Annotated in this window: 17 protein-coding genes; 4 read left to right on the top strand and 13 right to left on the bottom strand. The window is 62.7% G+C overall.

The window, feature by feature from the left end; translation table 11 throughout:
* Positions 1-72: 72 nt before the first annotated feature.
* The 8 genes from ACXYMO_RS14640 to ACXYMO_RS14605 form a co-directional block, all read right to left on the bottom strand.
* Complete coding sequence (locus tag ACXYMO_RS14640; RefSeq protein WP_458879461.1) at positions 73-1,245, bottom strand: hypothetical protein; 1,173 nt, start codon at positions 1,243-1,245, stop codon at positions 73-75.
* Complete coding sequence (locus ACXYMO_RS14635) at positions 1,242-1,928, bottom strand: hypothetical protein (protein ID WP_458879460.1); 687 nt, start codon at positions 1,926-1,928, stop codon at positions 1,242-1,244. Before ACXYMO_RS14635 ends, ACXYMO_RS14640 begins: the two co-directional genes overlap by 4 nt.
* On the bottom strand, positions 1,928-2,830 hold the full coding sequence (locus ACXYMO_RS14630) for a vWA domain-containing protein (RefSeq protein ID WP_458879459.1): 903 nt from the start codon (positions 2,828-2,830) through the stop codon (positions 1,928-1,930). Before ACXYMO_RS14630 ends, ACXYMO_RS14635 begins: the two co-directional genes overlap by 1 nt.
* Complete coding sequence (locus tag ACXYMO_RS14625) at positions 2,827-3,786, bottom strand: VWA domain-containing protein (protein ID WP_458879458.1); 960 nt, start codon at positions 3,784-3,786, stop codon at positions 2,827-2,829. The genes ACXYMO_RS14630 and ACXYMO_RS14625 overlap by 4 nt, the downstream gene beginning before the upstream one ends.
* Complete coding sequence (locus ACXYMO_RS14620; RefSeq protein ID WP_458879457.1) at positions 3,779-4,153, bottom strand: hypothetical protein; 375 nt, start codon at positions 4,151-4,153, stop codon at positions 3,779-3,781. Before ACXYMO_RS14620 ends, ACXYMO_RS14625 begins: the two co-directional genes overlap by 8 nt.
* 2 nt (positions 4,154-4,155) lie before the next feature.
* Positions 4,156-5,055 carry a DUF58 domain-containing protein gene (locus ACXYMO_RS14615; RefSeq protein WP_458879456.1) on the bottom strand — a complete coding sequence of 300 codons (900 nt, stop codon included), beginning with the start codon at positions 5,053-5,055 and terminating at the stop codon, positions 4,156-4,158.
* Positions 5,052-6,002, bottom strand: coding sequence for an AAA family ATPase (locus tag ACXYMO_RS14610; RefSeq protein WP_458879455.1), 951 nt, complete (start codon positions 6,000-6,002; stop codon positions 5,052-5,054). The genes ACXYMO_RS14615 and ACXYMO_RS14610 overlap by 4 nt, the downstream gene beginning before the upstream one ends.
* Before the next feature lie 88 nt (positions 6,003-6,090).
* A complete protein-coding gene (locus ACXYMO_RS14605; RefSeq protein WP_458879454.1) occupies positions 6,091-7,017 on the bottom strand; it encodes a hypothetical protein in 927 nt (308 codons plus the stop codon).
* Positions 7,018-7,253: 236 nt separating this feature from the next.
* Here ACXYMO_RS14605 and ACXYMO_RS14600 point away from each other — a divergent pair, with 236 nt between their 5' ends.
* A complete protein-coding gene (locus ACXYMO_RS14600) occupies positions 7,254-8,324 on the top strand; it encodes a glycosyltransferase (protein WP_458879453.1) in 1,071 nt (356 codons plus the stop codon).
* 26 nt (positions 8,325-8,350) lie between these two features.
* On the opposite strand, the gene ACXYMO_RS14595 is transcribed toward ACXYMO_RS14600, so the two are convergent.
* The 3 genes from ACXYMO_RS14595 to ACXYMO_RS14585 are packed head-to-tail and all read right to left on the bottom strand — an operon-like array spanning position 8,351 to position 13,079.
* A complete protein-coding gene (locus ACXYMO_RS14595) occupies positions 8,351-10,333 on the bottom strand; it encodes a S8/S53 family peptidase (RefSeq protein WP_458879452.1) in 1,983 nt (660 codons plus the stop codon).
* A gap of 1 nt (position 10,334) precedes the next feature.
* Entirely contained in the window at positions 10,335-11,447 is a 1,113-nt protein-coding gene (locus ACXYMO_RS14590; protein WP_458879451.1) for a phosphatase PAP2 family protein, read from the bottom strand.
* 24 nt (positions 11,448-11,471) lie between these two features.
* Positions 11,472-13,079, bottom strand: a complete 1,608-nt coding sequence (locus ACXYMO_RS14585; protein ID WP_458879450.1) for a hypothetical protein — start codon at positions 13,077-13,079, stop codon at positions 11,472-11,474.
* A 349-nt stretch (positions 13,080-13,428) separates the two neighbouring features.
* Between ACXYMO_RS14585 and ACXYMO_RS14580 the strand changes: the two genes are divergently transcribed.
* The 3 genes from ACXYMO_RS14580 (at position 13,429) to ACXYMO_RS14570 (ending at position 17,263) form a co-directional block, all read left to right on the top strand.
* Positions 13,429-14,439: a VPLPA-CTERM sorting domain-containing protein gene (locus tag ACXYMO_RS14580; RefSeq protein WP_458879448.1), complete on the top strand. Its 1,011-nt coding sequence runs from the start codon at positions 13,429-13,431 to the stop codon at positions 14,437-14,439.
* Between the two features lie 93 nt (positions 14,440-14,532).
* Positions 14,533-15,693, top strand: coding sequence for a serine hydrolase domain-containing protein (locus ACXYMO_RS14575; RefSeq protein ID WP_458879447.1), 1,161 nt, complete (start codon positions 14,533-14,535; stop codon positions 15,691-15,693).
* Between the two features lie 34 nt (positions 15,694-15,727).
* On the top strand, positions 15,728-17,263 hold the full coding sequence (locus ACXYMO_RS14570) for a hypothetical protein (RefSeq protein WP_458879446.1): 1,536 nt from the start codon (positions 15,728-15,730) through the stop codon (positions 17,261-17,263).
* A 120-nt stretch (positions 17,264-17,383) separates the two neighbouring features.
* Here the strand turns inward: ACXYMO_RS14570 and ACXYMO_RS14565 are convergent, their stop codons facing one another.
* Together ACXYMO_RS14565 and ACXYMO_RS14560 are read right to left on the bottom strand one after the other, a co-directional pair.
* Positions 17,384-18,262, bottom strand: a complete 879-nt coding sequence (locus tag ACXYMO_RS14565; protein ID WP_458879445.1) for a dienelactone hydrolase family protein — start codon at positions 18,260-18,262, stop codon at positions 17,384-17,386.
* A 233-nt stretch (positions 18,263-18,495) separates the two neighbouring features.
* Positions 18,496-20,067 carry an ABC transporter substrate-binding protein gene (locus ACXYMO_RS14560; RefSeq protein ID WP_458879444.1) on the bottom strand — a complete coding sequence of 524 codons (1,572 nt, stop codon included), beginning with the start codon at positions 20,065-20,067 and terminating at the stop codon, positions 18,496-18,498.
* Positions 20,068-20,102: the final 35 nt, after the last annotated feature.

The raw sequence follows: 20,102 nt of genomic DNA, 5'->3' as shown, positions 1-20,102 counted from the left end.
GTGCCGAATGGCGCAGATTCGAGCAATTTAGCCATAGGTGGCGGGTATCCGACCGCTGACACACCCTGTCTTTCAGGTCTTTTCCAGAAATTTTTGCGCAAAGGCGCGCGTGTCGAACTGGTTGGAACCACGTCCGAAAATGGCAGTGTCCAGAGCCGCCAACAGGCGCGCCCGTTCGCCGGTTTCCCCATCGCGTCGAACCAGCGCAACCGCCGCACGGCGTAGTCCGGCCATGTCCCCGCGCCGGGCAGCGCGGCGCAGGGATCGGCGCACGGGATCAAACAAGGCCCACCTTTGCAACCGCCCGGTGCCGATGAAATGAAACCCGGCCGTCATCCAGGCCAGCACCAGCCCAAAGGCCGCAACCCCACCCGCCAGCGACGGCACCGCGTACAACGTTGCCGGGACCGGCGGAGCAACCGGGTCCGGCAAATTCGCCTCGCTCATCGCAATCCGTTGGGCCGTGATTTCCACCGCATGCTGTTTGCGCGTTGTCGTGTCGAAATAGCTGAAACTGATCGGCTCCAGAATGGCCGAGGTGTTGTTGCTGGGGCGCACGGTCCAGCGCCAGAATGCCATTGAAACCGGGCCTTCGGGCGACAGTTCCACAAACCGCTGTTCGGGGTGGGCGAACACCATCGCACTGGGTGACAGCAACTCGGGCATCGGAGGGATCATGTCGGGCGACGCGCCGACCGCCTTGACCATGATGACCCGCAACACGCCTTCGCCTTCGTTCAACTGGTCCGGAGCGTTCGACCAGCTGTCCGAAATCTCAAGCCGCCGGACCGGGAACCACCAGTCATCCGACACCGGCGCAGGCTGAACCCGGATTGTGATCGGATCGGACTGGATGTCGTGTTCGAACCAGTCATCGCCTTCGTCCGTCAGGGTCAGATGATGCACGAAGGGACCGATGGTCAGTTCGCCCACCCGATCCGGGAACAGCGCCATGCGCCGTCTCATGTTCTTGACCTTCTTGCCCTGCAGCTGGCTTTCGTACCAGTGATCCTGGCCCAACTGCATCCAGTTGAATCCTGACAGATCAGGCTGTTCCATCTTTTCGAGGGTGATGTGACGGCGATAGACACCGTGAAGGGTGATCAGGACCATCTCCTGCCGGTAGGGGGCGACATTGTCGTTTTCCACCGTCACCGTCAGGGACAGATCATCGGGGTTCACGTGGCGCGTTTGCGCCAGCGCCGGTCCGGCCACCATCATCGCAATGAGGATCAGCCATCTCATTCCGGATCCTCCGGAACGGGTTGGGCAAGGCCCAGTTTCCTGCGCCGTTTTTGTTCGTGCTTGATCCGGGCGGCCAGAAATTCGCCGGGCACATCCGCCAGAGTGACAAGCCAGCGGTCATTGGCCACCATGAATTTATCATCAAACACCTTGCGCACCGAAACGCGTCCGTGGCTGGCCAGTTCGGGCAGTCCCAGCAACGCCCCGGTGTTCGTCGATTCGTCCCCCGCGCCCGCCGCGCGGGCACTGCCCTGCGCGATCGAGGATTTCACGATCTGCCCATCGCCATCTTTTTCGGTGAACCAGGCGATGGGCGTATCCGGGTCCAGCGCCAGACCGGCGTAATAGGCGGCGACAAGATCGAAATTGGCCGCCGCATCGCCATCCCCCGATATCCGGGCGATGTCATAAGCCTCAAGCGCGGCGGCATACTTGCCCTGCTGGACCTGCGCATTGCCCATGTTGAGCATCTGATCCGCCAGCGCAAAGGATTTGGCGGCCTCGGCGTAGTGCCCTGCACGATACTGGGCGACACCTTTCCAATCCGGGGTCGAAAAAAACGGAACCGCCATGCCGGGCAGACCCGCCCCCAGAAACAGCCGCCCCAACGGTGCCATGCCGCCCAGCGCAAAGGAGGCGGCCAGACAGGCGATCCCGATACCCGCAATCCAGAGTTTGCGCATCACGTCTGCCTCCGCTGAAACAGCGCAAGAATGGGTAGCAGCGCAAACACCAACAGGTACCGGCCCCAGTCGGACCAGAACAGCAGCGGGTATTGCTGCAGTTCCAGCCGATCCCGTCCCGACTCGGTCAAAAACCGGGCCAGCTTCTCACTTTCGGCCAAACCAAAGGCCCGACCCTGCCCCGTGCTCACAAGCGTCTGCACGGCTGGCAGATTTGGATCCGGCACAACCATCGACAACCGTGCACCGCGCGCCGCGATGTCGGCCGCCTGCGTCAGCGCCTTGGGGCCAAGGCCTTTGCCGTCGCCTATCAGGATGACGTCACCGGCCAATACATCGGCCTCATCCAGAACCTGTGCGGCCAGCGCCAGACCCAGGGCCGGGCGCGTGCCGGGGTCAGGCACTGTTTCGGATGAGATCAGCGAAAAGGTCTGTCCCAACTGGCGCAGGTCCGCCGTCATGTCCGTTGCGACATAGGCATCGCCGGCAAACAGGACCAAGGCACCGGGGCGCGTACCAAGGGAGGCAATGGCGTAGCGCCCCATGGTCTGCACTGCGGTCCAATCATCACCAGTGGTGACCGACGGCGACGCGTCCAGAACAAATACAACCCCGTCCAGATTGCGAAACGCCGCCGCGTCGCGCCGTTCAACGGCCGGGCCCGCCAAACCGACGACGGCGATGCCCGCCGCCAGCAGGGGGTACATCCCGTGCAAGGCCGATGGTCCGTCATCCACACGTCCCAGCGCCCGCATTGCCCTGAGCATTTCCGGGTCGACCACCTTGTTCCAATCACCCAAAACGGCGCGGCGCCGTCTCAGGATCAAGGCCAGCGCAACCAGCACAGGCAGCGCCAACAGCCAGACTGGCCGCAACAGGGTGATATCGCCCAGCGCCATCATGCGTCGCCCTTCCAGGCAAGGCCAAGACACAAGAACGCGGCCAACGCCGCGGGATAGACCCACAATTCCTGAAATATCTCGGCCGCCAGACCATCGCTGTCGGTCGCTTCCAACCGGTCCAGCGCTTCGGTCACGGCGCGCAGGTCTTCGGTCGTGCGGACCCGGAAACTGGTGCCGCCGCTCAGCTCGGAAATGGCGCGCAGGGTGGCGGCGTCCACCACGCCGCGTTCGCCCGGTGCGCTGGTTTCCAGATCCTTTGGCCCCAGCGCAATCGTGTGCACCCGAACCCCTAGGTTGGCCGCCAGCCGGGCCACCCCCCGCGGGTTCGTCGCCCCCGCATTGTTCACGCCGTCCGACAGCAGGATGACCACCCGCGATTTTGCCTCGGACTGCTTCAACCGTTTCAACGCCAGCCCCAACGCGTCTGAAATATTCGTGGCCCGACCCGAAATCCCGATGGTTGCCTCTTCGATCCGGCGGGCGATCGCCTCGGTATCAAAGGAAAACGGCGCGGCATAATACGCCTCGGAGCCAAAGACGATCAGCGCGACCCGATCCCCGGCGCGACGGCGCACGAACTCGGCGCCGACACGCTGCACCGCCTCCAGCCGGGTCACGGCCTCATCGTCCAGAAAGAAATCATCGCGCACCATCGACCCCGACAGATCAATGGCAATCGCCAGATCGCGGCCCGACACCTTGAGCGCGGAAACCGGCGCCGTTTGTTGCGGTCCGCTTACCGCAATCACCAACAGGGCCCAGATGATCCCGGGCAAAACCTGCCGCCGCCACAGGGTAGCGCCAGCCTGATGCCCGGCCCCGGCCATTATGCCCTGTCCGATCCGTTCAGGCACCGCCAGCGCCGTGCCGCGTGACGCGCGGGCGGGCCAGAACAGGGCGACCAGTACAGGCAGCGGCAACAGCAGCAGGAACAGCGGGTCGGCCAGTTCAATCATCGCGCCGGACCTCGGCCTCAAGCGTGGCAATATCGGGCAGCCCGCCGGGTTGATAAATGCGCGCGCGCAGTCTGTCATAGGCCGACGGCCGGCGCTGTTTCAACTCACGCAACAACGCCATGCGCCGCGCGTCTTGCGACTGTGGAATATCATCAGGCGACGGACCACCCGCCGCCGCAGACCGTGCGGGCCGGGTGCGCGAAAACGCCGTTTGCCGCAGGATCAGACCCAGAAGGACCGCGAGGCAGATGCCCAGCCCGACGGCGGCCAGCCCTTCGGCCAGGGCCCCGCCTGCCGCGTCGGCCGGCAGGCGAATGTCCTGTAACCCGGCCAGAACGGCATCTTCGGTCAGCGCCCGGTCGGCCATTCCTAAGGCCCCCTGTCCGCGGGAAAGGCCGCATTGAGGACCCCGGCAATGGCCTCGGACGTGTCGCCCGCGTCGATCCGCACCGTTTCGAACCCGCTGACCTGCGGTGCGCGCGGGTCAGATGGTGCCTCGGTGATCCGGACCCGGCGCCGCACCCCGTTGGGCAGGCGGATCGGATAGACCCCCGGCGAAAGACGGTCCGAGACCCCATCGGTCACCGCGAGAAGGCGCGGTGTGCTGACCTGTGCCAACTGCCCCAGCCGATCTGCAAAGGTTTCGCCCAGCGCCTCGAACCCCGAGGCGATAACCACCTCGGCCCCCGAAGGTGCGATGCGCGACACGCGCGCCAGCCCGGCATCCAGCGGTGGGTCGTCACGCTCACCCGCAAGCGCCAGATTTAGAGCTGCATCATGGGCACGCACCAGACCGCCAATCACGCCCAACATGCCACGTGTGCGCCCGCGGATGGGGATCACCACCGGATCGCCAGCGCCCACAGCCACAAGGCCCACGCGGCCACCCTCCTCGACCACGCGCCAGCCGATCAGGCACAGCGCCTCGGCCGCCACGACCGAACAGAACGCCCGCCGCGTCCCCCACAGCATCGAGGGGCGAAAATCGGCCATCAAGACGGTCACGCGGTCGCGTTCTTCCTGAAATGAGCGGACATGCAATGTGCCGGTCCGTGCTGTGCTGCCCCGGTCGAGATGGCGAATGTCATCGCCCTGCACATATTCGCGCACATCGGCCATTTCCTGTCCACGCCCGCGTTTGCGGGTCACAAAACCGCCGGGCAACCGGGACAATGGGCCACTTTCATCCTGCCCTAGGGCAAGGGCGCGCAATTTGATCAGCGAGGACGCCTGCAGCGCAATACCGGGGACATCAAGCGCCGCGGTCACAATGGCTCCACAGCGTCAACCACATCCGCGATCACGGCGCGCGCCGTACGTCCGTCAGACACCGCGCGCCATGTCAGCACAAGACGATGCGCCAAGGCATCCAGCGCCACCTCCTGCACGTCTTCGGGCAAGGCATGATCACGCCCGTGCAGATAGGCCCGCGCCTTGGCCGCAGAGGCCAGCGCAAGGGTGCCGCGCGGGGACACCGGATGTTCTATGTCGGCCAGAAACGGATCGTGCCGGGTGGCCGTGACCAGCCGCACGATATAGTCGCGCAACGGCGAGGACAGGAACACGGCCATCGCCTCCTTCTTGGCGGCGCGGATATCCTCAAGATGCAACTGGGTCGGCGCGGCTGATCCGCCCTGAGCTTCAGCTTCGACCAGATCGAGAATACGCCGCTCCGTTTCTGCATCGGGCAGGTTCAGCACCACATGCAGCAAAAAGCGGTCCAGCTGCGCCTCGGGGAGCGGGAATGTCCCGTCATGTTCGATCGGGTTTTGCGTCGCCACCACCAGAAACGGGTCCGGCAGCGGATGGGTTTCATTGCCGCTGGTCACCTGATTTTCGGCCATTGCCTCAAGCAGGGCCGACTGCACCTTGGGCGGGGCCCGGTTGATTTCATCCACCAGGACCAGATTGTGAAACACCGGTCCCGGGACAAATTCAAACGCGCCCGTGTTGGGGCGAAACACCGGCGTTCCGGTCAAATCCGACGGCAAAAGATCAGGCGTGCACTGGATGCGGGCAAATCCGCCGTCAATGGCATCCGACAGCCATTTCACCGCCCGCGTCTTGGCCAGGCCCGGCGCCCCTTCGACCAGGATGTGCCCGCCAGCCAAAACCCCGATCAGCAACCGTTCGATCAGAACGTCGTGGCCAACCAGACCCGCTGCCAGATGCGCGCGCAACGATCCAAGCGCGGGTGTCGCGATCTTTACATCCATACGGCCCTCTCCTCCCGGCCAGCCGGGTTTGCAGTGTTGGACGGGATGCTAGGCGAAATTTGCGCGTCCACAAACACAGCCCATGGTCCTAGTTCGCCCCGGTACAGGCCGGGTCGAGAATGGGCGCCAGCCCAACCTGGGCCACTGTCACATTGGTGCGCCGCAGCAGATCGTCGAACTCGGTTTCGATGAACCCGAGGAAATCCGGAGTATTGGATTGTTCCAACGGAGAATGGGCCAGGGCATGCAGCATGAAAACATCAAAGGGACACAGCCCGCCGGGGTTGGATCGCAGCAGACCTTCCATGAACTGGGTGGAATCCCAGGGAAGATTGCGCAGGTTCAAAGGCATTTCTTCTAGCTTTGACAGAAACGCAGCGTGGCGGTCGAAATGCAGGATATCCATGCCAAAGGTAAAGGACTGATACAGTTCCTCGATCAGGATCGAAGTAAAGAACCTCTGCTCCAGCGGGGTTGGCACCGCCGCCGCGGCCTGTTTGACCAGCAGGTGAGTGGTACGCCCGTAGCGGCCGAAAAACGTCTGGGCCTGCGCGGGTGACATCACATACTGGTCGCGATTGGCGGGCAGGCCGATGCCATACACCGCGTCCATCTTGCGCAGATCGTCGTTAAAGGCGCGATGCGGCGTGCGCCCGGAATAGAGCCTCAGATACACGATCCGCCCTGTACCGCAGCCCGAAAGATCGGTGCCGCCATACCGCATCGGAACCGGCTTTCCAAAGGTCTGGGTCATCAGCGCGCTGAATGTCTCAAGAACGCGGGCCGTCTGGAAATGGGGCCGCTCGCCCACGACACACAGGGCCGCACCGGCCATATCCCGCCCGTTGATCCGCACCGGCGGCCTGTCAGGATCACGCCGCCACATGGCCGAGCGCAGTTCATAGACCCAGCCCTTGCGCGCCATGTCGATGAAAACAGACCGCTCCGTGCCCGCCCCGACAGACACCGCTGCACCGGCAAACGCCAAGATAACAAGAACCCGGATCAGTTTCATCGTGTCGCCCGTCACTTCCTCAATCTAGATTAAAGCCCGTAGCGGCGGAATTTCAACTTTTCCGAAGGTCCGCAGGCCCCGGTCCACGCAGAAAGGCGCCCGATATCGGCGCCTCGAAGTTTCAAGGCCCACCCATCCGAACGCATAAAGTCAGGAGCGGCGTCCCTTTCAAAACCGGCGAAAATGGTGTCACATTGCGCAATCATCAAACCCGGACCGCAGGACACCATTAACACATGCGAATTGCCTTTGTAGTCGGCCCGGCCCTGGGTCATGTGGCAAGATCGCTGTCCATTGCGCGGGCCGTTTCGGGGGTGTCCGCACAGGCGGACATACACTTTGTCTCGCCCACAAGCCGCAATGCGCAAAAACATGTGCAGCCCGTTTTTCCGCTGCATCAAATCGAATATGACACACCCGGTGGCGCCCGGTTCAAACAGAACCTCGAAACGACGTTGAGGGACCTCGACCCTGACATCATCTGCCTTGACATGAGCCCCCTTCCCTGGCTGTACCAGCTGCGGCTGGATCATCCCAACATCGTCTATTTCACAAACTTTTTCCTGACCGCCGCCGCAGATAATTTCACCGATCAGGAACGGCTGTTCGCTGAACATTCACCGTCATGGAATGCCGAGCGTCACGCCAGCGGCCTGCCCGATCTGGTCTCGGCCAAGGAATTCTATGACATCGGGCACACGGTCCTGTGCGATCCGGCGGGCCTGATCCCGCCCGATATGAAGCTGCCGAAAAGATATCACATTGCCGGGTCCTGCACCTGGGAGCCCAATGCGCAGGCCGATCCCGAACTCCCTCGCGAGGCCCGGTTTCTCATCGTCGCCCTGGGATCAACTGGCCGCAAAAGCCCGGACAAATCCGCGATCGAAAAGGTGAAACAGGCTCTGCGCTGCACCGATACCGTCGTGTTCAGCAACAAGGCGAACGGGGTCGACTGGGGCGACGTCTTGCAGTTCGACAATGCGCCGATTTCCCCGTTTCTGCGGCAATCGCCGCTGGCCGTGACCCAAGGGGGGGCAGGATCCACCTATCTGGCGCTGAATTCGGGCACGCCCGTGTCTGTCTATCCGACGATCCGAAATCAGGAACTGATGGCCGAGTATACGGACCGGGCCGGCGTCGGGTGTGATTTCGATGTTCTGGCCGACATGGCCCCGGCCGACATCGCGGCGCGCGTTGCAGCCATGACCAGTGCCTGTGACAGGTTCCGGGCCGCGCACGATGCAGGCCCCAGGCGGGCCGCTCAGTATCTGGTAGACCTGTTCGCGGGCAGTCCGGCGCGCCCCTGATCCCGGCCATGTCCATCAGCGGGGCCTCAGTCCGGCACAACCACATGTCGGCCCAGCCTGGGTTGTTCTGATGTCGCCTCCAACGCGCCAGTTCCAAAGGCAAAATGGCGGAGCACTTGCGGCGCTGCGACGCTGGTCCCGCTCAGCACCGCCTTTGAGCCGGAGCGCGTGCCAGCCGCCCGAATGCCGGACCGCACAAGCGAGCGATCGCTGGGCGCGCTCAGATCCACCGCTTCGCCCAGTGCCTCGAGAGGGGCCGCCGAATAGGATGCGGGCACAGGCGCGCCGCCACGGTGATTTTCCTGCATATACCCGCCAACAACCCAGCAATGCGCGGCTTGTGGTGCGGTGTCATCGGTGTCCCGCTGACCTGTCGCCAAGGCATTCAATGTCCCGGCCCTCCGGATTGTGGCCCCGTCCAGGGGGGTGTCTTGTGTGCGCAGGAACCCGCGTACATCGCGGTCGGAATAGACCGGATCGACGAAATAGCTTTGTCGCCCGGTGTCGCGAAACCCGCCGGGCACATCATCGCGCAAAATCCACGCATCGATCCGGTCTGGCGCGGCCGATACGCTGCGCAGCGAAACCTGCCATTCCCCGGCCGGCGCAACCGCACGCGCGTCCGGGCCCGGGTCCGTGGCCTCGATCGCAAGCGTCACAACGATGATCCCTTCGGGGTTCCTCCAGGCTGACATCTGCCCGATGATGGCCTCGCCCCGCCGCAAAAAGCGGATCGTTCCGGGCGACCCCGCGTCGCTGACCGTCAGCGGCGCATCCGCGCCCGGTGGGGTCAGGTCCAGATCGAAAGCGTGGCTTTCATCCTCTTGCGCGGCGCCCAGCGCGATCCGCAGTTCCAGGAAGTTCGCACTGGGATCGGCGGGCTGGATTTGCCAGCGCAGGTCAAGATGGCCCGCCCCGGGCTGTGCTTGCGCATGGCCACGCGCAAGATTGTTGTTGCCCGCCGCAGTCACCACCGTCAGGGGCGCCACCCCCGGTCCCACAAGGTCATTGACCTGTGCCTGATGGTGTGCGGCAACATTTGTGATGGTTTGTTCCAACCTGTGCAAACCGCGTCTGGGACCGCCCGACAGGCCAAAGCTGAAATTGACATAGACCGGCGCAATCGCACCATGCGCCCGCATGATCCAGCGCGCGCGATCCGCGATATATTCAAGCGCCATCGCGAAAGGCACAGCCAACATCGACCCCGAGGTTTCGCGCGTCACCTCGGGCGGCAATGTCACCGCGATAATCGGATAATCTGCGCCACTCGCGTCATCGGGGTCCACCCCGGCAGCGAGATCGAGGACATGGGTGCCGTGACTGGTCCTGAACGCCAAAGGACGATACCCGGGGCGTTCGAAACCCGCCCCGATCAGACGCAACAGGGCATCTTCGTCCGGCCCTGCCGCCGCCTGCGCGGCCTCGATCTCGGGCTGGGTCCATTCCCGGCCGAACCGAATGCGGTCTTCCTCTCGGCGCGCGGCCCCCTGCATCCATGCAAAACCCACGCGGCTGTCGGTTTGCCCGCGCCGAAAGCGATGGTGAAAGATGTTGATGCCATGATCGATCACACCGATGATCGCCCGGGGCCTTGGCATCGGCGTATCGGGCTGCGTGATATCCGGCGTGCCGATCCCCCGGTTGGAGCGCAAAATATCAGCTGGACGCGGACCACCGTCGGGCAATGGCAGGACCGAAACCCGCGCATCCGGGATTTCATGCAACTGCGCCCCCAGACTTGGCTGCAGCTGATCTGTGCTGAACGGGTGGCCGTCGAAACTGACCTGATCGACGGGGTTGGCCATCGACAAGGCGCGCCACGCGTCGGGCACCGCCGGATCGAATCCGCGGGCATCGATCCCCATCCCATAGAGCATGGCCGCGTCGCCCGTGTTATCACCAGACCGCAAAAAGGCGCTGTGGCGCTGAAAAAGCCAGGCGCTGACCGGGTCCAGCCGCGGATGAAACGCCTCATTCTCAAGAGGCTCGTGCCAGGAATAGACCATCTTACAGGTCCCACTCGGCAGCGGCCTGCGTCCAGACCTGGTTGAGCAGGGCCGACAGGTCGGTCCCCAAGCTTCCGGGCAGGATTTCAAGCAGGGTGTTGCCGTCGTCGGTGGTCAGGGTCTGACGCTCACCGTTCTGCCAGACACGCGCGGCGAAGAAATCCGTGCGACCCGCGCCGGCACCGTCAAACCGCATCGGGCTGACCGTAATCGGCTGACCGGCGCGCGCGGCGATGATGTCGGCCACACAAAACCCAAGCATCGCCCCCGCGATACTGTCCACCGGGAAATGCACGCCCGCAACCGTGCGATTGACAGCAATCCGTGCCGCCATCTGCATCAGCTGACTGTCCAGACCGGGGGCCTTGCGCGCGGTGGGCACCAGACGACGCAGGGTTTCGGCAATGGCAAAAGCCTCGGTGGCGTGTCCACTGGGCAGGCTGCCGTGGCCGGGCGTTGCGATCACGGGCTGTATCTGCGCCGACACGGCGTCGGGGCGACGACAGGCCAGCGCGTGTTTCGCCTGCTGCGCCACGTGCAACGCGCAATCCTGAGCAAGTTTCACCAGCGCCAGCGTCATTGGCATTTGGTCGGGCTGAACGGGCAACAGCGGCGCGAAATATCCGAACATCCCGGCAACCTGATCGGTGATTTCCACCAGACGGTCGGCCCGCAGGTCGGCGTAATCATGCACCAGCCGGGCCTGCGCGGCGAAATCTTCGGGGGTCGGGGCGGAAAGCTGCGCCAAAGACGCCGCCGCAAGGCTGGGCGACGTCCCCGATGGATCGGCCAGATCGACCAGATAGACGCTGAACGTCGGACTGTCCGGATCGGTCCCGTAGACAAGACGCGAGAGAACTTCGTTAGCCAGAATGATCTGTCGGTTCTGCGCGCCCCAAGCGTGCAGGTTGCCGGGGTCTGCGAACACGCGCGGTATCGGTGGCGGGACGTCCTGCCAGACGCCCGCGATCCCGTCGCGCGCCATGAGATGCCCGACCGGGCTGGACGAGGCCGGGGCGCCGAGGGACTGCAAGGATTGAAGCGACTGCAGGGATTGGAGCGATTGCAGGGACTGAAGCGATTGCAAGGATTGGAGGGACTGTAAAATCGGCATGAAAATCTCCGTTTGATAATGTCTCTAATTCACCGGCACCCCAGCCTGTTTCAGAGCGTCGGCCCAGGATTGAATGATTTCGGTTTGCGCCGCCGGGTGGTCGCGCTGATAGGCCGAAACCCGCAGGTCCGGATCAAGCCGCATCAGCTCGGCGGCGGCCTTGCGCGCCTCGGACTCGCGCCCGGCCAGTTGCAAGCCAATCACGCGGCAGCGATGCGCGGACAGATGCAACGGGTTGTGGCGCAGGGACGCCTCGGCCATTTCGACCGCCTCGGAGTAGCGCCCGCCAGCGACATAGCTTCCGGCGCTGAGGGTCTGGAAGAACGGGCGGCGCGGATCGCGTGGGGACAATGCAAAGGCCCGGTCGGTCAGGGCGACGGCTTGCTCTCCGTCACCACTGAACGTGGCCAGAACGGCGGCCAGCTGGGTGCTGAACGCGCTGCTTGGATTGATCGCGTGCGCCGCCTCGAACCGTTGCCGCGCCGCCGAAAAATCGGACACGAAAATGGTGCGGATGTTGCCGTCAATCGACAGCGCCAGCGGACAGTTCGCATTCAGATCCAGCGCATTCTTGATGGCGCCCTGCGCCCTGTTGCTGTCATTGGCCGGATCCGCGCTCCATTTCTGATAGACGCGCAACAGGTGCCATTGCGCCAGCCAGGCGCGGGGCACGGAATGTTCCGGACAGCGATAGATCACCTCTTCCAACTGCTCCTTGGCCCGGTTGAAATGACTGTTTTCAAAGGAATGCATCAGGGCCACGGCCGAGATCAGCAACGTATGCGCCGCCAGTTCCGGCAGCGGCCGTGAGGAGCTGGCGGCGATCGACCCCGACATGATCATCCGCAGCGCCTGCCCCGAGATTTGATGCGCCAGAACATCCTCGCCCGCCAGGAAATCCCGCAGGCTGGCCTTGTACCGGTCCGACCACAGGACCCTGCTGCCGGGAAGTTCAAGCAACGAGACATCGACCGTCAGCGCATCCCCTGCCAATCGGCACTGACCGGTCATCGCGAAATCGCAGTCAAGGTCCACATGCGCCCCGGACGTCACCGTCTGGCTTGAGAAATGCGAAATCGCATCAATCAGCTGCGAGCGCGCGAAATGACCGGTCAGATCATGTGCAAGCGCGTCGCCCAGCCCTGTGGCCGAAGACAGGCTTGCCTCGGTAAAAGGCACAACCATGATCCGCGGCAGAATGAAATGATCTGCCCGGTCCGGCGGTTGGGCCACGGCAACGGCCGCCGGTTCGCTCAGCCGCTGTGCGCGCAGCCAGTCTTCGAACCCTTCCTGCTCCAGATCCAGCCCTTCGAGAAAGGTGCCGTCCGCCGGCCCCCCGACCAGATCGACGGTTCCGGGCCGCAATGCGATGCTGTCGCGGGAAATCTCGAAAATATCATCGAACGCGTCGCCCATGGTGCTGCGCAACGCGTGGAGCAATTGGCGCAGATTGGCCCGCCCCCGTTCCACTGTGTTATCGGACCAGAGCGTGTCGACCAGCCAGGCGCGGCTGCGCTGCATGCCTGTGGATCTTGCCAATAGCGCGATCAGGGCCAAGTTGCGCGCGCCCGTCACCTCGGACCGGCGCACACCGGTCAGCTGCGCCCGAGGCGTCCCAAAAAGCCTAAACACCAATCGGGAATTTTGTCGGTCCGACATTTGCCCCCGCCCTCTGATCCGGGTGCTGGGCGAACCCGTCGCGGTCGCAGTCAGCTGCCCACTGCGAAAATCATGCGGCAGAAACATCTCTGTGACAAGCGATGCGCCCGATCGTGGTCGGTGCCCACCTGGTGATTTGCTCTCGCGCTGCATGGCCGTCCTGCTTGCGGTTCCGTCCGGTCAACCATCTGACGGCCAACGTCAGGACAGCGTCAGATCCGACCTGACGGCAGTCTGACTGCCCCTATCCGACACTGGGCAGGCACGGGCCAAATCCCGCGCAAAACATTTAAAAATCGATACCAACGGAACGATTTGAGCCATGAAACACGCCCGTATTGCCCTGTCAGTGGCCGCCATCCTGTCGGCCAACACCGCCATCGCAGCCCCGATTTCCGCGCTCAGCGGATTGGACATGTCCCACAGCTTTGTCATCAACGGCGGCAATTCGCCCGAGGGGATCGATATCGTCAATCGGAGCGGGACACTGGAAATTTCCACTGGTGCCACCAGCGCCGTGGATGACCCCGCGGCAGTCCTGACCGAAGAGAGCGACGCGGTTGTCGGCAACCCGTTCAGCGATCCGCCCCTGGCGGCCGAGCTTTCGCGCAGCAGCACCACGCTGCTGCCCAATGGCTTCGAAGGCGCCCAAAGCGGCTTTGACAACACCAACCTGTTCGAGGCCGATCCCGACCAGGACAATTTCGACATCACCCGGAAATCCGTGACGCAACAAGGCTTTGCCAGTGCCAGCATCACCAGTGACCCGATCGCCGCGTCCGCGTCGTCATTCCTGTCGATCAGCCGCGATTTCCGGTTCGACAACACGACGGACGACCTGATCTCTTTCAACATCTTCGGACAGTTCGAAGCCGATCTGCTGGCCCAGTACACGGGCATCGACGGGTTCGCCCGGACCTCGGGTGGGTTCAACCTGCTGTTTGACCTGGGCGACGGGGCCAGCCTGACCCATTTCCCCATCTCCGTTTACCAGCGCAGCATCGAAGACAGCGCCCCCGGTGCGACGATCACCGAACAGTTGCTGATCAACTCGGGTGGCATCTCCGGCGTCAGCTTCACGGCCAGCGCAACGGCGATTGGCGATGGCGGCACCACAACAGCGACGTTCGAAGGCCAGAACAGCTATATTTTCGGCGTCAGTCTGGACCCGGGCGCATCCATCACGATGAAGACCTCATTTTTCCAGGCGAACGCGGTCGAATACACCCCCCAACCCGAAATCGCCTCGGTCCCGCTGCCTGCGAGCCTGCCGCTTTTGATCGCGGGTTTGATGGGCCTGTTCGTGCTGCGCCGCAAACAGACCCCGGCCTGATCCCCCGAAATTTTCGAAACATCCCTTTCCCTGAAACGCATTCCACAGCGACCCGCCGTTCTGACCGGCACACCAACAAAAAGAGGTTTTCCAATGAACAAGTCCTGCATTCCCCCAACCCCGAGCGACGACGAAGCACTGATCTTCGAAGGTCTGATCGACCCCGATTTCACCGAGGCCTGGCCAGACCGGGTCGATGCCGACGCACGCGAACGCGCCTTGTCAGGACGGCTGATCCGGCGCAGCCACTGGGATAATATTGTCCCGGGCGTTCTGGGCTTTCACGGGCCGGTCTTTGACCGGAACCGGATGGTGAACGCCCTGATCGAACAGATGACCGACCGCGGCGCAGTCGGGTTTTCCTGGGCCATTGTCCAGAACGGTCAACTTGTGGATGCCGGCGGTCTGGGCGACGCCCGCACCGCCGCCGAAACCGACCAGCGCCCAATGGCAGCAGATACACGGATGGTCAGCGCCTCGATGGCGAAACCGGTCTGTGCCATGACCGTGATGAAGCTGATCGACGATGGCGAGCTGTCGCTTGATGATGCCGCCTATCCGTTCATCGAACCCACATTCCCCGGGGCGCATGACACGATTGGAGAGATCACCATCCGTGACCTGCTGACCCATCGGTCCGGGTTCAACGGGCCGGGGCGCCTGTCCCGGTTTCCCGGCACCCTTGGGACGCCCCTTACGAACGCCCCTGGAACAAGCACAAGATACGAGAACTGGAACTACTGGTTTCTCGCCTATGTGGTCGAGGCGGTGTCCGGATCCCCCTATGTCGATGTCGCGACGCAAACGGTGCTTGACCCCATGGGGATCACCGGCATGACCCGCGAGGCCGATAATACCGCGCCCTGCCTCTACTACGACGCCAATTCCCTTTCCGACGGACGCTCCTGGGGCGATTTTACCGCGACGGCCATCGGGGCTTATGGCTGGTTCGCCTCGGCGCTCGACTGGGCCCGGTTCATGGCACATTTCCGGCACGACACGGTGCTGTCCCGGACCGCGCGCCGGACCATGCTGAACTGGAACGGGACCTATTTCGGGTTCCGCCATCGCGACGGGCAGGACCGCGGCTCGTACTACGGGCATGACGGCGATTTCGCGACCGGCGGCCGGGAATTCCACGGCAGCATGATCGCCTTTCCCGACGGGATCGACGCCGTTTTGCTGACCAACAGCGACGATGTGGGAAACCCCGACACAGTTCTGATTGATGCCTATCACGCCGCCTATGCCTAAGCCGCGCCGCTATTTTTCAAGAAAGGAGATTACAATGAAACGCATCATTACCATCGCTGCCTTTTGTATCGCAGCCTCGGCCACCTGCGCCCAGGACACACGGTTCCAATCTGTCTGGCACGCGGGAACCGGACGCAGCCTGCACACTGGCCTGCTCAGCCTTGAGCAATTCGAGGACAGGATGGAGACCTTTCGTGCCGAAGGTGTTCTTCGCTTGGTCGATATCGAAACCATGATCGCCAACGGGCGTCGCGGCTATGCCGGGCTCTGGACCGAAGGTTCGGGCGGCAACGCGCTGGACCGGGTTACAGGTCTGGCCGCCCTTAGGGCGCTTATGCGCTCCCGGGCCTCTGATGGATTGCGGCTGATCGATGTCGAACCCTATCGCGAGAACGGGCGCCTGCGCTTTCTTGCGCTCTTTCGTCCCGGCACCGGGGATCAACGGGTCGACCGCCCGCTGCCCATCGCAAAGTTCCTCGAACGCAAGGACCTGTTCAGAACGCTCGGGCTGCATCTGCACGACGTCGAGGCTCTGGTGATCGACGGAGAAATCCGGTTCATCGGACTCTATCGCGCCGACACCCCGCCCGCCGTTTTCACCGGTTTTCGCCCACGCGAAAACCTGATGCAGTTGCGGGACAGGATGGTATCGGACGGATGGGAACTGTTCGATATAGAGCGCACCAAAAACGCCCGGGGCGAGGATGTGTATTTCGCGCTCTGGCGTCAGGGCGACGGAAACAGCCGGTTGTCCCGGTTCCGGCGCGCGGGTCAGCAGTTCACCTTTTCGCTCGAACAGCAGGCGGCTGGACGTCAGGCGGTGGATTTCGAACTGCGCCGCTTTGGCGATGTCGATCCCGATGACCCAAGGCCGCTTCCGCAACCCGATCCGCCACAGCCTGTGCTGCCTTCAAATCCGCCCCACGTGACGATCACCGATGACGTGTTCCTGCGCATTCAGTTCACCCAGATCGGCGATGCCCCGTTCAGCATCGAAATCCCCCGCCGCTGGCTGCCTGACTGGCTGCCGGAGCAGAACGGTGAGATTCTGTTGCCAGACTCGTTCTGCGCCCTCAGCATTCGCCATGCCGACAGTATTTTCTGGCAGGTCCCGGGCGACAGCGCCGTCAATATACCGCCTTTTCAATCGCTTGAGACAGTGCCACCGTCCCTTGCGCTTGAAGGGATCCGGTTTTCCGGTCCGATAGGCGCCTGTTTCGGCACCCAGACGAATTGGGTCTTTGATGCGCCCTTTACCAACGGCAACACCCCGTTCGAGCCGCTGGAGAACATGTCGCTGGTCATCAGCGCCGTGAATGGGGAGTTGGGTTTCCTTCCCTCCGAGGCGCCGCACGCTGAACCCTTCGATGCGCACGAGTTGTTCACCAGCGATACCGAGGATGAGCTGTCCAGCGTGCTGGACGCGTTCGAGGGTCTCTTTGACGCTCAGGAACGGATCGATGACTATTGCGAAACTGTGGGCATGTTCTGGACCGCCGTCTGCCAGACCGCCCCGGGAAGTTCCTGCCCGCCTGAGGTCGAAATCCTGCCGGCATGTGCCCTGCCCTGACCGGCCGCTGACGGGTCGGGCATTCTTGCACGCTCTTTCCTCACGCGATGCCGCGAAAAGGGAATGCATTTGTCACTGACGAAACGAGGGATCACCCGGCACCAACCGGACCGGGTGGTCTCAGAAGCGGCGGGTCGAGTGGGTCTTGATGAAGTTCAGGATTTCACCGCGCGCCTGTGAGGCCGCGGTCTGATTGAACCCGACGAGTTTCCCAAGGTACCGCTGAACCGGGATTTTGACATCAAAGGAATGCGCCGCGTTCGGATAGACCTTGACCTTCAACGCCGCGCCGTTGGGTGCAAAACGTGTGCAATCCTTGGGCGGCACCCAATCATCTTTTGCCCCTCCAAGGATGAGCAGCGGTGATGACAGGCGCGGGCGCAAGGACCCCGCCGCACCGCACCATGGGTACAGTGCCACAACACCGCGAAAGCCCGAGGTCCCTTTCGCATAGCGCCGTTCCGTCGACGACTTTGCCGCGATCAGCGCCACGCTTCCGCCATTGCTCTGACCGATGAGAAAGATGTTTTCCGGGTCCACAAAAGACTGCGCACGCAGATAGCTCAACGCATCGAATGCGTCTTGCGTCCTGTAATCGCGCGCCGCAGCAAGCCGCTTGAAACTGCCGCAAACGCGACCGCCTCCATTTTTGCGCGGCCCGAAACTGTCGAGATTGAGAACCACAATGCCCTGCGACGAGAGATACCGCGCGTAATCTTCCAGCGCGGACAAAACCGGTGCCTGCCATCCGCCGCAGCCGTGCATGAGAACGACGGCGGGCGCGGGCCCTTTTGCGGACGGTCGGTGCAGCCTGCCGGCCAGGGCCAAATTCGCTTTGCTGCCCGATGGGATTTGCACACCAGTCGCCGCCTGGGCGACCGGTCCAAACGGAAGGCCAGGCACGAACACCAGCGTCGCCAGGGCAATTGCCCGGATCGCTGATGTCGCGCGTCCGAAGGTTGTCTTCCACAGATTTTTCAGTTCTTGCTGGATCGTCACTTGTGAACTCCCGGACCTGCCGAACCTCTCGGGCGGAGGCTCTTATTGCGCTTAAAAGTGGCACAAATTTGACGCTTGCCTGCAAACGGCAGCACCAGCCACTGGAGTCCGTGGCAAGTAATTCGACTGGAAAGAGAAGTCTACTCGGCTCACGCCGCACGCGATTTCTCGGCGAGAAATCGCGCTTCAGCAGAAAGTCCTGTCAACCTAGGCGGATCCCTGAAATCGGGTCGTCACGGTTTTCGTGACAGGTTGTAATACATCTGGAACGGGCGCTGGAGCCCTTCGAGCGATGCCCGATATGCGATGGGCTGGATGAACTGGCCAAGCACCCCAAAGTTGCCGCTCTGCACGATCCGGTCCTGGATGCGGTTTGCCAGGTCCGCGCGGGCCTCATCGTCTTCGGCCGCGACGTATTCCGCGCGCAACGCTTCAAGTTCGGGATCCGTAGGCCAGCCGACCCAGCCAAAATTCGGATCTCCGGAAAAAAGGATATGCATGGGGTCGGACAGGTCGTTCGCCGTCCACCAGGTATGAAACATGTTCCACACAACGCCGGACTCTCCGGTTCTGATACCCACCTCTTCGCGCAATTCCCGCCAAGTCGTTTGGCGGTGAATGACCGTCATTCCGAGATCTCGCAACAGCGCGACCGAGACCTTTGAGAACGATGACAGAACGGCGCTGTCCACCGGGTCCATGATCACGACCGGGGTGCCGACATACTCGGCGTCCGCCAATGCCTTGCGGGCAAGTTCGATATTGCCCTGCATGTAATAGGATGTCGGGATTACCTGTGAATATTTTGTGTGGCACGGATAGACCGACAGACAATGCGACCAGAACGCCTTGTCCCGGATCGCGGCATTCATATACGCGGTCTGACCCATGGCGAGCAGGACAGCGCGGCGAATGGCGGGATCATTGAAAGGGGGCATCTGGTGGTTGAAGATCGCCAGCCCATAGTTGCCCGTCGGATCGAACACATCGGTTCGGATGTCCTGACGTCCGTCCAGCATGCTCAGATCCAGCATCGAGGGGGTTTCGACAAACTGCACCTTGTTATCGACAAGCGCCTGCAGCGCCGCCTTTGGTGCAACGTAACCGACCAGCTCAATACGATCGAAATAGGCGTTCTTGGCCCCGGCGCCAAAGGATGTCGGCTCATCCCGGGGTACATAATCTTCGTTTCTGACATAAACGGCCAGCTTGCCCGGATCCCATTCTTCGGCGACGAACCGGTAGGGGCCCGACCCTGTCGCATCCGTAATCGGGACATAGGGGCTGGTCTCGGCAATGCGCTTTGGCATCATGAACGGGACGTTCAGCGACGTCTTGGCCAGATCGTCAAGCAACCGCGGATAGGGCCCGCGCAGCGTGATCGTGAAACTGTCGTCCGACGTTGTGCTTATCGCTTGCATATTGGCCACAAGCGACAACCCCTGACCATCCCGCGCACCCCATCTGAGCAGGGACGCCACGCAGTCTTCTGCTGTCACGGGGGTTCCGTCATGCCACGTCTGATCCGGGCGCAGCGTAAAGGACCAGGTCAACTGATCTTCGGAAACGCTCCACTCCGAAACCATTTGCGGCTGCGGCTCAAGGTTCTCGTCCAGCGCAAAAAGCGTGTCATAGACAAGATACCCGTGCGATCGCGTGATGTATTCCATGGTGGATACAGGGTCGATTGAATAGAGATGAGCATGTGGCGCGATGCGCAGGGTCTCGGCGCGCCCGGCAACGGCGGAGAACAAAGCCAGCGTTAGAATTGTGGCTAATCGTGTCAGGCCTGTCGTTCTTTGCATTGCCGAGGCTCCCCCAGTCTGAAGACACCGCGCAG

The sequence above is a fragment of the Arenibacterium sp. CAU 1754 genome, from assembly GCF_054482635.1.
The sequence above is the reverse complement of the archived record's forward strand: the minus strand, read 5'-3'. Positions and strand labels throughout refer to the sequence as shown.